10 protein-coding genes are annotated in these 12,600 nt (G+C 71.8%); 2 read left to right on the top strand and 8 right to left on the bottom strand.

What is annotated here, in order from left to right; genetic code table 11:
• Positions 1-6: 6 nt before the first annotated feature.
• A complete protein-coding gene (locus tag EBH09_RS23255; protein WP_121748878.1) occupies positions 7-822 on the bottom strand; it encodes an NAD(P)H-binding protein in 816 nt (271 codons plus the stop codon).
• Between the two features lie 196 nt (positions 823-1,018).
• Positions 1,019-2,059, bottom strand: a complete 1,041-nt coding sequence (locus EBH09_RS23250; RefSeq protein WP_121748877.1) for an NAD(P)-dependent alcohol dehydrogenase — start codon at positions 2,057-2,059, stop codon at positions 1,019-1,021.
• A gap of 171 nt (positions 2,060-2,230) precedes the next feature.
• Between EBH09_RS23250 and EBH09_RS23245 the strand changes: the two genes are divergently transcribed.
• On the top strand, positions 2,231-3,106 hold the full coding sequence (locus tag EBH09_RS23245) for a helix-turn-helix transcriptional regulator (protein ID WP_121748876.1): 876 nt from the start codon (positions 2,231-2,233) through the stop codon (positions 3,104-3,106).
• Positions 3,107-3,196: 90 nt separating this feature from the next.
• Here EBH09_RS23245 and EBH09_RS23240 read toward each other — a convergent pair whose 3' ends face one another.
• The 3 genes from EBH09_RS23240 to EBH09_RS37960 form a co-directional block, all read right to left on the bottom strand.
• Positions 3,197-6,502, bottom strand: a complete 3,306-nt coding sequence (locus EBH09_RS23240) for a S8 family serine peptidase (RefSeq protein ID WP_121749505.1) — start codon at positions 6,500-6,502, stop codon at positions 3,197-3,199.
• Between the two features lie 435 nt (positions 6,503-6,937).
• The gene (locus EBH09_RS23235; RefSeq protein ID WP_121748875.1) at positions 6,938-8,185 is read right to left on the bottom strand and encodes an Ig-like domain-containing protein; all 1,248 of its coding nucleotides are present in this window, start codon (positions 8,183-8,185) and stop codon (positions 6,938-6,940) included.
• Between the two features lie 223 nt (positions 8,186-8,408).
• A complete protein-coding gene (locus tag EBH09_RS37960; protein WP_193776482.1) occupies positions 8,409-8,762 on the bottom strand; it encodes a hypothetical protein in 354 nt (117 codons plus the stop codon).
• A gap of 109 nt (positions 8,763-8,871) precedes the next feature.
• On the opposite strand from EBH09_RS37960, the gene EBH09_RS37955 reads away from it, so the two are divergent.
• The gene (locus EBH09_RS37955) at positions 8,872-9,189 is read left to right on the top strand and encodes a hypothetical protein (RefSeq protein WP_193776481.1); all 318 of its coding nucleotides are present in this window, start codon (positions 8,872-8,874) and stop codon (positions 9,187-9,189) included.
• 118 nt (positions 9,190-9,307) lie between these two features.
• Here EBH09_RS37955 and hutH read toward each other — a convergent pair whose 3' ends face one another.
• The 3 genes from hutH to EBH09_RS39190 form a co-directional block, all read right to left on the bottom strand.
• Positions 9,308-10,894, bottom strand: coding sequence for a histidine ammonia-lyase (gene hutH, locus EBH09_RS23225; protein WP_121748873.1), 1,587 nt, complete (start codon positions 10,892-10,894; stop codon positions 9,308-9,310).
• A gap of 93 nt (positions 10,895-10,987) precedes the next feature.
• Entirely contained in the window at positions 10,988-12,136 is a 1,149-nt protein-coding gene (locus EBH09_RS23220; protein ID WP_193776480.1) for a diguanylate cyclase, read from the bottom strand.
• A 122-nt stretch (positions 12,137-12,258) separates the two neighbouring features.
• Positions 12,259-12,600, bottom strand: a 342-nt coding sequence (locus tag EBH09_RS39190) for an enoyl-CoA hydratase-related protein (RefSeq protein WP_238697420.1), incomplete at its 5' end; no start/stop codon positions are given.

Here is a 12,600-nt window from a genome sequence, read left to right as displayed (position 1 = left end):
CCGGGCTCACGAGGGGCGCGCGTCTGCCGTCACCGTCCCGCGTCCCGCCCGCTCCGTCAGGAACTCCTGCCACGTCCGCCGGCCCACCCGCGCCCCCTCCAGCGTGAGGTTCGCCCCCGCGCGGTAGGCGCGGCCCGCCTTGCCGGGGATGCGTACCGGCAGTGCCGGGCGACGGCGCCGGGAGTGCAGGGCGAGGTACGGGCGGGCCAGGGCGGCCAGGTCGTGGACCTCTGGCCCGGTCATGTCGGGGACCCGGCCGGCGGGTGCCGCGAGGGCCAGTTCGGCCAGGCGCGCGGCGACCTCGCGGGAGTCGACCGGCTGGAGGCGCAGGCCGCCCGGGACGGGCAGGACCGGCAGCTTGGTCATCTTCTCGATCATCGTCAGGGTCAGCTCGTGGAACTGGGCCGCCCGCAGCACCGTCCACCCGATGCCCGAGTCGGCGATCACCCGCTCCGAGTCCAGCTTGGTGCGCGGCCACGCCAGCGGCACACCGTCCGCGCCCACGACCGAGATGTACACGAGGTGCCGTACGTCCGCGTGCGAGGCGGCGCGCACCAGCGTGCGGGTCGCCTCGTCGTCGCCCTTCGGGCCGCCCGCCAGGTGCAGGACGGTGTGCACGCCGTCGACCGCGGCCTCGACGCCCTCACCGGTGAGGAGGTCGCCGGTGACGTAGGTGACGCCGTCCTCGGCCGGGCGGGGACGCCGGGTGAGGATCCGTATCTCACGGCCCGCCGCCCGCAGCAACGGGACGACGTGGCCGCCGAGGGTGCCCGTGCCGCCGGTGACCAGGAGGGGGGTGGTGGGGGACGAGGGGTACGTCATGACTGCTCCCGGGGGCCCTGGCGCCCGGACGGACAGGTCGACAGATGTCTGGTTCCTGCCCCGTCCGGGCGTCCGCCGTGTGTGTCTACGGCGGTATGACCCGGGGCGGCGCGGCCGTGTGACAGGGACGGGAAAAACCCCCAAGGAAATCCCGGAGGCAATCCCGGAGGCAATTCCCGAGCATGTTGCCGGCCCGTCAGATCGTCGCCGTGTCGATCACGAAGCGGTACCGCACGTCGCTCGCCAGGACCCGCTCGTACGCCTCGTTGACCTCGGAGGCGGCGATCAGCTCGATCTCGGCGCCGATGCCGTGCTCGGCGCAGAAGTCCAGCATCTCCTGGGTCTCCCGGATGCCGCCGATCATGGACCCGGCGAGGGTCTTGCCGCCGCCGAGCAGCGCGAACAGGTTGAGGGAGACCGGCTCCTCGGGGGCACCGACGTTGGCCAGGGCGCCCTCCGTCTTCAGCAGCCCCAGGTAGGCGCCGAGGTCGAGCGGGGCGGAGACCGTCGAGACGATCAGGTCGAAGGTGCCGGCCAGTTCCTCGAAGGTGGCCGGGTCGCTGGTCGCGTAGTAGTGGTCGGCGCCCAGCTTCAGGCCGTCGTCCTTCTTGCGCAGGGACTGCGAGAGCACCGTCACCTCGGCGCCCAGGGCGTGCGCGAGCTTGACGGCCATGTGGCCGAGGCCGCCCATGCCGACGACGGCGACCTTCTTGCCGGGGCCGGCGTTCCAGCGCCGGAGCGGGGAGTACGTGGTGATGCCGGCGCACAGCAGCGGCGCCGCCTCGTCCAGCGCGATGCCCTCGGGGATGCCGAGGACGAAGTTCTCGTCGACGACGACCTTCTCGGAGTAGCCGCCGTAGGTCGGCTCGCCGTCCTTGCCGACGCCGTTGTAGGTCATCACGCTGCCGCCGGTGCAGTACTGCTCCAGGCCGGCCTCGCAGTTCTCGCACTCTCGGCAGGAGTCGACCATGCAGCCGACGCCCACCCGGTCGCCGACGGCGAACTTGGTGACGCCGGGGCCGACCTCGGAGACGACGCCCGCGATCTCGTGGCCGGGGACCATCGGGAAGATCGCCTCGCCCCAGCCCTCGCGGACCTGGTGGATGTCGGAGTGGCAGATGCCGGCGAACTTGATGTCGATCAGGACGTCGTGCTCGCGCACCTCGCGCCGCTCGATGGTGGTCCGCTCCAGCGGAGCCTTGGCGGCGGGTGCGGCGTATGCGGCGACAGTGGTCATGCCGGGTTCTCCGGATTCCTCGTGACTGGTCTTCTGCTGGATGCCTCCAGCCTGCCGCCCCGGCGGACATCCACCCAGACCACGGCTTTGCCTACGACCAGCGTGCGTACCACTGACGGGGACAGGCTCACGGGCGTACGACCGGGAATACGACCGGCAATACTGGAGGGCATGGATGGACAGCTGGACCGGCGTGCCGAACTGAGCGAGTTCCTGCGCACCCGGCGCGCCCGGCTGAAGCCGGAGGACGTCGGGCTGCCGTCGTACGGGCGGCACCGCCGGGTGCCGGGGCTGCGGCGGGAGGAGCTGGCGCAGCTGGCCGGGGTGTCCGTGGCGTACTACACGCGCCTGGAGCAGGGCAACGGACGGAACGTGTCGGCGGAGGTCCTCGACGCGATCGCCCGCGCGCTCAGGCTGTCCGACGCCGAGCAGGCGCACCTGACGCACCTGGCGAAACCGCAGCAGCAGCGCAGGCGGGCGGCGGCGTCAAGGGCGCAGCAGCCGGTGCGCGTGGCCCTGCTCCAGCTGCTGGAGTCGATCGACACGGTCCCGGCGTACGTGACCGGCCGGCGGTCGGAGATCCTCGCCTGGAACCGGATGGCGGCGGCCCTCTTCGGCGACTGGGGCAAGCTGCCCGCCCAGGAGCGGAACTGGGCGCGGCTGGTCTTCCTGAACCCGGACTACCGGGATCTGTTCGTGGACTGGGACCAGAAGGCGCACGACATGGTCAGCTTCCTGCGCATGGACGCGGGCCGGCACCCGGACGACCCGCGGCTGTCCGCCCTGGTCGGCGAGTTGTCCGTGAAGAGCGAGGAGTTCCGGCGCCTGTGGGCCACGCACGACGTCAAGGAGAAGTCCTACGGCGTCAAGCGGATGCGGCATCCGCTGGTGGGTGAGATGACCCTGTCCTTCGAGACGTTCCGCCTGGTCGACGACGACGAGCAGGCGTTCATCACGTACCACGCCGAGCCGGGCTCACCGTCGGCGGAGGCGCTGCGGCTGCTGGCGAGCTGGGGGACGGACGCGGCGGCTTCGCTGCGGACGTGATCCGGCCGGAGCCGTCGGGCTCCGGCCAGGTCGTTCACGTGGCGCGGCCTGCTTGCGGCAGTCCGCGGCCTACTTCCCGTCGTACGCGGCCTACTTCCCGTAGTACGCGTCGTAGATCGTGATCACCGACTCGTTCTTCTTCTTGTCGACGATCTTGGCGCGGAAGGAGAGGGACTTCCCCTTCGCCGGGTTCTTGACGCTGATCTTGCCCTTCTTCACGGTGGCCTTCTTCCAGGTCTTGCCGTGGTCGTACGACACGTGCACCGCGAGGGACTTGAGGTTGCGGCCGGCGGCCGCGCCCTCGACGGTGACCGGGACGGTGGCCTGCTTGCCCGCCGTGACCTTGCTGTCCAGGCCGGTGACCGCGGCGAAGCGGGCGGTGGAGGCGGGCAGCTCGGTACGGTCGGCCGTCTTCTTGGAGCGGAACGTCCAGCTCGCGTCGATGCGGCTGGAGGCCGCGGCGACCTTGGCGGAACGCCTGACCGACGTCGTCAGCCGGTACCGGGCGTCACCGGAGGGGACCTTGAACTCGCCCTCGCCGAACAGCGGGTCCTTGTGGGAGCCGACCTTGGTGCCGCCCCGGTAGAGCGTGGTGGCGACCGAGGTGAAGGCCGAGTAGCCGGCGTGGCCCTCGCCGTCGGCGAACAGCGGGACCGTGCCGGTGATGGTGTCACCGTCGCGGTGGAGGCCGAAGTCGGCGTTGAGGCGCGGGCCGAAGACGGCGGTGTTGAACGTCGCCGAGTAGCTCTTGCCCGCCTTGTAGCGCTGCGGGTCGCCGAGGAGGTAGCCGGCCTCGACGGCCGGGAAGCCGTCGGCGTCCCGGCCGCCGTACTGCTCGAAGCCGAGCTCCCACGTCACGCCGTTCCCGGTGGACAGGTGCAGGGTGCGGGTGCCGGGCAGGGGCTGCTCGATGCCGATCGAGGAGCCGCCGGCGCCGCCGGGCAGCCGGCCGGTCGCGGAGACGGCGCCCTTCTTGCCGCTCGCGGAGGCGCCGAGGCCGGCCTTGAGGGTGGCCAGTTCGCCCGCCTTGTAGTGCCGGGTGTAGCCGGTGGCGAGCTGCTCGACCGGGCCGCCGGCGACGGTGTCGTACTGCTCCTTGGCGCCCTTTGTCCAGTGGCCGTCCCACTGCTGGCTGAGCGAGCCGTCGGTGATCCGCGGGCCGAGGTGCTTGGTGCGCAGGCCCTCGTAGGAGTCCAGCCACCAGCCGTAGCTGTAGCTGTTGCCGCCCGCCTCCACCGTGAAGTCCGCGGAGGCGAACTCGGACTTCGCCGCCTTGGCCGGCACGGTGATGTCCACCGGCTTCGCGGTGCGCGCGTCCAGGGTGACGGTGGTCTTCTTCGTGACGTTCAGCCTCGGCTGCGCGATCCAGTCGGCGCCCTTCCACTTCTCCGGGTCGTCGCTCACGCGGATCGAGGAGTTGAGGACGTAGGCGCCCTTGGGCACCCGCACGGTGACGGTGCCGTCGGCCTCGTACGGTGTGAACCAGGTGTCCGTGGCGAGGCCGGAGACGCCGGTCAGGTCGGTCTCGTAGTTCGCGGTGGGCCTGCCGTCGCGGCCGAGAGCCTTCAGCGTGACGTCGTACGACTCCACCTCGCGCTCCACGGCGGCGGCCGTACGGACGCTCTGTCCGCCGCCGGTCGCCGTGACGTACGCCGAGTAGGCGCCGTCCACCGTGCCGCCGAGCCTGGTGTCGGCGGTGAGGGCCACGGAGGCCTTGCCGCCCGCCGGGACGGTGACCGAGGTGGCGCCCAGCTTGAAGAACCCGGCGGGGGCCGCCTTGCCCCCCGGGCCGGTGGCGGTCGACGTCAGCTTCAGGGTGACGGCCTTGGTGCCGAGGTTGCGGTAGGTCAGCCGCTTGGTGACCGGCTTGTCGTCGGCGTGCGGCCACTGCTGGGTGCCGAAGGTGGCCGACACCGGGTCGGCGATCACGGTCTGCCTGACCGCCTTGTCGACCTGGACGCGACCCGAACCCTGCTGGAAGGGGGTGTACTTGCCGCCCTTCGCCGATCCCGTCAGCGCGCCCTTCAGCTCGGCATACGTCCAGTCGGGGTGCTGCTGCTTGAGGAGGGCCGCGGCGCCCGCGACGTGCGGGGTCGCCATCGACGTACCGGAGATGGTGACGTATCCGGCGGGCTTCTCGCCCTCCTCGCGGGCGATGAGGCTGCCCTTGGCGGAGGCGGCGGTGATGTCGACGCCGGGCGCGGTCACGTCGGGCTTGACCGCGCCGTCGAGGCCGGGGCCGGTGCTGGAGAAGGAGGCGAGCTTGTCCCCGTCGTCGACCGCGCCGACGGTCAGGGCGGCGGCGGCGCTGCCCGGGGAGCCGACGGTGCGGTCGCCGAACTCGCCGTCGTTGCCGGCGGCGATGGCGAAGAGGATGCCCTTCTCCTCGGAGAGCCTGTTGACCTCGGCTTCCAGCGGGTCGATCTCCGGGGTGTCGCCGCCTCCCAGGCTGAGGTTGATGACGTCGGCGCCCTGCGCGGCCGCCCACTCCATGCCGGCGAGGATGCCGGAGTCGTCGCCGAAGCCCTCGTCGCTGAGCACCTTGCCGTTGAGCAGCTTGGCGCCGGGGGCCACGCCCTTGTAGGTGGCGCCGGCCTTCGCGCCGGTGCCGGCGGCGATGGAGGCGACGTGGGTGCCGTGGCCGTACTTGTCGGAGGCGTCGGGTGAGACGGAGAAGTTCTCGGACGCGACGACCTGGTTCTTCAGGTCGGGATGGGTGGTGTCGACGCCGGTGTCCAGTACGGCGATCTTGACGCCCTTGCCGTCGTAGCCGGCGGCCCATGCCTTGGGGGCGCCGATCTGCGGGACGGACTTGCCGAGGCTGGCCGTGCGGACGCCGTCGAGCCAGACGCGTGCGATGCCGGAGGCGGTCTTCTCGCCGTCGGTCACCGCGTCCCACAGCTCGGGCGCGTTCTCGTGCGGGGTCTGTACGGCGTCGGCGTTCAGGGCGGTGAGGGCGCGGCGGAGGGTGCCCGCGTCGCGGACGTCGGCCTTGGTGGCCCGCGCACCGCCCCGGTAGCCGACGATGACCTTCAGGCCGTTCCTCTGGGCCTTGCGGGTGGTGGCCTTGTTCAGCTCGGTGATGTCGAAGAGGCGCTGGTCCAGTCTGCCGGTGGCGACCAGGCGGGCGGCATCGGCCGGGACGACGAGGGTGTGCCCGCCGGCTCTGCGGATCTGGACGGGTATGTGCTCGCGGCCCTCGGCCCGCTCCAGGCCGACGACGCGGCCCTTGGCGTCGACGGCGACCCGGTCGCCGGTGATCAGCGTGACACGGTGCCTCGCCGTGCCGGAGGCGGCCCGCGCGGCCCCGTCCCGTGCGGTCTCAGCCCGCGCCGAGGCCGCCGTGCGGTCAGCGTCCGTCGTCCGTGCCCCGTCCGCCGCCGCCGGGCTGGTCATGCCCGCCGCGAGGGCCACGGCCGCCGCCGTGGCGACGGTGGCCGCGCCGGCCTTCTTCACTTGTCTGCGCAACGTTCCCCCTTGCGGAAGTACCGGGAGAATTCCCCGTTCACCCGGCCGGGGGTGGTCCAGCACACCTGTGCTCCCCCCGGAACTCGGAGTATGGCGAGGGGAGATCGGCCGCTCAAGAGCGCGAAGGGCGGTGGCGGGGACGGTCGGGAAACCGCCTGCCGACTGTTACGCGTTCGCCGTCCGGTGTTACGCGTCCGCGCGAACTCCGTTACACGTCAGTCGGGTTGGGCGTCGGATACGTGTCAGCGGGGTCGCACGACGGACGCGTGCCAGCGGGGTCGCACGACGGACGCCCGCCGCCCCGGCGAGGGGCGACGGGCGCCGGGTGAAGCGAAGTGGCCGTGGGCCGGGGCGTGTTCGGCGTCAGACCGCCGAACCCGCCTTCCACTGGGCCCAGTCCATGTTCCAGCCGTTGAGGCCGTTGTCCGGAGCGATGGTCTTGTCGCCGGTGTTCTGGACGACGACCACGTCACCGATGATCGAGTTGTTGTAGAACCACGCGCCCGGCGTGTTCGGGTCGTCGGCGCCCTGGGTGTCGGCGAGACCGACGCAGCCGTGGCTGGTGTTGGCGCTGCCGAAGATGCCCTTGCTCCAGTAGTTGCCGTGGATGAAGGTGCCGGAGGTGCTCAGGCGCATGGCGTGGGGCACGTCCTTGATGTCGTACTCGCCCTTGCCGTCGTCATCGGTGAAGCCGACCGTCGAGCCGTCCATCCGGGTCTCCTTGAACTTCTCGGAGATCACCATCTGGCCTTCGTAGGTCTTGTTCTCGGGGGAGCCGGCGGAGATCGGGATCGTCTTGACGGTCTTGCCGTCCTGCGTGATCTTCATCTGCTTGGTCTTCGCGTCGACGTACGAGACCTGGTTGCGGCCGATCTTGAAGGTGACCGTCTTCTGCTGGACGCCGTAGACGCCCTCGGCGCCCTCGACCCCGTCGAGCGCCAGCTTGAGGGTGACGGTCGACCCCTCCTGCCAGTAGTTCTCCGGGCGGCAGTCCATGCGCTGGGTGCTGAACCAGTGGCAGGCGACCTCCTGGCCGCTGCTGGTGTTGACCGTGATGCCCTTCTGGACGGCGGCCTTGTCGGTGATCTCCTTGTCGAAGTTGATCGACACCGGCATGCCGACGCCGACGGTCTTGCCGTCGTCCGGGGTGAAGGTGCCGATGAAGCTGTTCTTCTGGGAGACCGTGGTGAACGACGCGTTCTCGTGGGCGGCGCGGCCCTCGGAGTCCTTCGCGGTCGCCGTCAGCTTGTAGGTGGTGGCCCGCTCCAGCTGACCGCTGGGCTTCCAGCTGGTCTTGTCGGCGGATATCTCGCCGCTGACCTCCGTGCCGTCGGAGGCGGTCATCTTCACCTCGGTGAGCGTGCCCTTGCTCACGGTGACGCCGGCGGAGTTGTTGATGGAGGCGTTGTCCGAGTTGTCCTTGGGCGTGATCTTGATCTGGGCCTCGGACGACTTCTTGGCCGCAGCCTCGTCGGCCTCGGCCTGCGAGGTCCTGCCGTCCCCGCTTCCGGAGGTGTCGGCGTCGCTACTGGAACATGCCGAGAGCACCAGCACACCGCCGAGCAGTGCGGACGCGGCCGCCAGACCCTTGCGCCGCTTACCGTCCGTCATCACACGCTTCTCCATCGTTGCCGAGTCCGGAAACCCCGAGATTCCCCGTCAAGAACTTCAACGCTACGACCGGTTCGTCCCGTTCCACATCGCTCGCGGGTGTGGGGCATGCCACGTTTGCCGCGGAGGCGGGGGCGGCGCGGGGGTCGGCCAGTGCGCCCCTTGAGACGACGAAACCCCGGACGACGGTTGCCGCCCGGGGTCACGTTTTCCCCACACTGCGTCAGCCGACCGTCATTTCATCGTCTTCCGGGTCGTTCTCGTCGCCATCTTCCTCGTCCAGGTCCCACTCGGGCGAATCGGGGTCGTAGTCGATCTGCTCGCTGCTCCAGGAGGCCTGCTGGAGCTCGACTCCGGGCACCGCGCTGACCAGGTCGAACGGGTCCACGAGGTGAGCCAGGGCCTCCGCGGTGTCCTCCGTCACGGCACGCTCGGCGTGCGCCCTTTCCGCGTCGGACAGGTCGGCGTCCTCGGCCAGCGCCTGCAGCGCGGCCCCGGTGACGGCCTCGTCGTCGTCGACCTCGAGAACGAGCTCGACGCGAATACGCACAAAACGTGATGTCTCTGGAGTACTCATGCCCGGAGCGTAAGGCCGACCGCTCCCGTGACTTTCCTGTGACCCGCGGCTTTCACTAACATCTGCCCACACGGCCAATTCGCCAGCGCCACAAGGGGATCGATATTCCGTGTCATCCGCTCGCCGACCGTTGCTGACCGCCGCCGCCGCAGGCGGCCTGCTGTGCGCCATGTGGTTCGTCCCGTCCGCCAACGCGACACCCGACACACCGGTGCTCAAGTCCGTCTCCGCGAGCCCGTCTCCGCAGGTCACCGAGCAGGCCAGAGTCGCTTCCACGGGCACGGCGGCCACCGGTGAGGGCACGGCCCGCCTGGCCGACACCGGCAGCTTCGACAGCACGCCGTACGTCGTCGGCGGCGCCCTCTGCCTCGGACTCGGCGCCGGGTTCGTCGGGTATTCGGTGCGCCGGGAACGCCTTGATTTTTGACAGCGCTTGACGTTCTTTTGGCTTTTTTGACCGTACGGGGGCGGCAGACTCTTCGGAGACAGCACGGAGGGGCCCCGTCCTCCCGACAGGGCCCCTCCGACTTCGCCGGCCCGGCCGGCTAGCGCAGCGGCCCGGTGACCGTCTCCGCGGCCGTGACCAGGTGCCCGGCGCGCACGAACGCCTCCGCCGCCGCGAGATCGGGCGCCAGGAACCGGTCCGGTCCGGGACCCTCGACACCGGCCGCCCGTACGGCGTCGATGACGGCCTGCGAGGCCGGGGCCGGGGTGAGGCCCTCGCGGAGCTGGATCGCGCGCGTGGCGGCGTACAGCTCGACGGCGATCACGCGGGTGAGGTTGTCGACGGCCGTGCGCAGCTTGCGCGCCGCCGACCAGCCCATGGAGACGTGGTCCTCCTGCATCGCGGAGGACGGGATCGAGTCCGCCGAGGCCGGTACGGCGAGCCGCTTCAGCTCGCTGACCAGGGCGGCCTGCGTGTACTGGGCGATCATCAGACCGGAGTCGACACCGGCGTCGTCGGCGAGGAACGGCGGCAGGCCGTGGCTGCGGTTCTTGTCGAGGAGCCGGTCGGTGCGCCGCTCGGCGATGGAGCCGAGGTCCGCGACGGCGACGGCGAGGAAGTCGAGGACGTAGGCGACCGGAGCGCCGTGGAAGTTGCCGTTGGACTCCACGCGGCCGTCGGGCAGGACGACCGGGTTGTCCACGGCAGCGGCCAGCTCGCGCTCGGCGACGAGACCCGCGTGGGCCATCGTGTCGCGTCCGGCACCGGCGACCTGGGGGGCGCAGCGCACCGAGTAGGCGTCCTGGACGCGGGGGGCGTCGTCCTGGTGATGCCCGGTCAGGCCGGAGCCCTTGAGCACGGCGGCCATGTTGGCGGCGCTGGCGGCCTGCCCGGGGTGCGGGCGGATGGCGTGCAGCTCGGGAGCGAGCACGCGGTCGGTGCCGAGCAGGGCCTCCATGGTCAGCGCGGCGGTGATGTCGGCGGACTTGTAGAGGGTGTCGAGGTCGGCGAGGGCCATGACCAGCATGCCGAGCATGCCGTCGGTGCCGTTGAGGAGGGCGAGGCCTTCCTTCTCGCGCAGCTCGACGGGGGCGATCCCGTGCTCGGCGAGCAGCTCACCGGCCGGCCGTACGGTGCCGTCGGGGCCCTCGGCGTCACCCTCGCCCATGAGGGTGAGCGCGCAGTGCGAGAGCGGGGCGAGGTCGCCGGAGCAGCCGAGGGAGCCGTACTCGTGCACGACCGGGGTGATTCCGGCGTTGAGCACATCGGCCATGGTCTGCGCGACCTCGGGGCGGACGCCGGTGTGCCCGGAGCAGACGGTCTTCAGCCGCAGGAACATCAGCGCGCGGACCACCTCGCGCTCGACGCGCGGGCCCATCCCGGCGGCGTGCGAGCGGACGATGTTGCGCTGCAGCTGGGCCCGCAGGTCCGGGCTGATGTGCCGGGTCGCCAGGGCGCCGAAACCGGTGCTCACGCCGTACACGGGGTCCGGCTTGGCGGCCAGCGCGTCCACGATCCCGCGGGCGGCGGACATGGCCGCCACCGCTTCGCCGGAGAGTTCGACCCGGGCGCCGTCCCGCGCCACGGCGAGAACGTCGGACGCGGTGACCCCGGACGCCCGCCCGTCGCCCACCACCACACCTTCAAGGCCGCGCTTCGCGCCTTCCCCGTTCACCACAGTGTGCATATCCATATTCAGGAGCGTACGCAGTGAATTCGATGATGTCACGAGGGGGTACGTCACGGATGCGCGCCGCCTGCACCCCTTACCGGACCGGCGTCACGGCGAGTGCCGCCCACGGAACCGCCGGCGTTCCCCGTCCTCCTCCCGGGACGGCTCGTCCGCGAGCCGTACGACGGGGTCGTCGGGTCCCTCGCGACCGGCGACGACCGGCCCGGCGGACCGTTCGGCCTTGGCCCGGTACTGGGCGGCGTCGGCGAGCCGGAAGAGTCTGCGGGCGGAGCGCACGGGGCCGACGGGGTCCTCCGTGGACGCGACCCCGCAGGCCACGCCGTCCCCCAGCTCCAGCTCGGCCGCGCGGCGGCACAGCTCCTCGGCCGCCTTGACCACCTCGTCGGCGGGCGGCCCGACCGCGAGCAGACAGAACTCGTCCCCGCCGAGCCGCGCGGCGAGCGCCCCCGGCAGCATCGCCCCGCACAGCGACAGCACCGACCCGAAACGCTCCAGGAGCCGGTCGCCGACGGCGTGCCCGTGCGTGTCGTTGACCCGCTTGAGGCCGTTCAGATCGCATACGACGAGACTGACGACGACGTCCTTGCCGCGGTGCCGTTCGACGGCCTCGTCCAGCGCCGTGTCGACGGCCCGGCGGTTGGCCAGCCCGGTGAGCGCGTCGGTGTACGCGAGGCGACGGACCTCCTCCAGCCGCTCGGTCTGGGCGATCCCGGCGGCGACGACCGAGGCCAGCACGGTGGCGAAGTCGGCGTCGGGCCGCTCGAAGACCCGCTCCCCCACCGGACGGGCCACGTACAGCTCGCCCCAGGCGCGGCCGTGCAGGACGATCGGCGCGACCACGCAGCAGCCGCGCCCCCGGCGGCGCAGGGCGGCGACGCGCTGGTGGACGTAGCCGGGACGCCCGGCGGCGGGCCCCTCGGCCGTCTCGACCCAGGCGTCGGGCTCACCGCCGCCGGCCCAGCGCTCGTGCAGGAACTCGGTGATCTCCGCGAACTGGTGCACCGGATAGGACTCGTCCTCGGGGAACTCCTCCTCGCCCTCGGCCCGCCGGCCGACGTTCACGAGGACCCGGAGCCGGCCCAGCTCGCGCTCCCACACCGACAGCGCGGCGAAGCTGCCGCCCAGCGCCAGACAGGCGCCGAGGGCCGCGGCCCGCCACGCCTCACGCGAGCTGTGCGCGGCGGCCATGCCCTGCGCAAGTGCCACCACGGCCGCGAGCCGCCTGTCGTCACCCATCACTCCAGGCTAGGGAGATTTATGACGAAACGGCATTCAAACAGGGCGAACGGGGGCGTGCACGGCGTCGCCGTCCAGCACCGGGCGGTCCGCCGGACACCCACCCGCGCGGCGGGGCCGGCTCACTCCCCGGGCCACCGCGGCGCCCGCTTCTCGTTGAACGCCGCCACCCCCTCGGCCCGGTCCCCCGAGAACGCCACCGCCCGCCACGCCGCGTCCTCGACCTCCAGCCCGGCCCGCAGATCCAGTCCGTGCCCGAGCCGCAGCGCCCGCTTGGCCGCCCGCAGTCCCAGGGGGGAGTTCGCGGCCATCCGGGAGGCGAGGTCCAGCGCCTCCTCCCGGTCCCGGCCCTCGTCCACCAACTGGTCCACGAGCCCCAGCTCGCGCGCCTCCTCGGCCGCCACCCGCCGCGCCGTGAACACCAGCTCGGCGGCGCGCGCCGCCCCCACCCGCCGCGGCAGCAG

The organism is Streptomyces sp. E2N166, assembly GCF_003671715.1.
In the GTDB taxonomy this organism is placed as follows: domain Bacteria; phylum Actinomycetota; class Actinomycetes; order Streptomycetales; family Streptomycetaceae; genus Streptomyces; species Streptomyces thinghirensis.
Note: the sequence above shows the minus strand (reverse complement) of the source record. Positions and strands in the feature narration are given on the sequence as shown.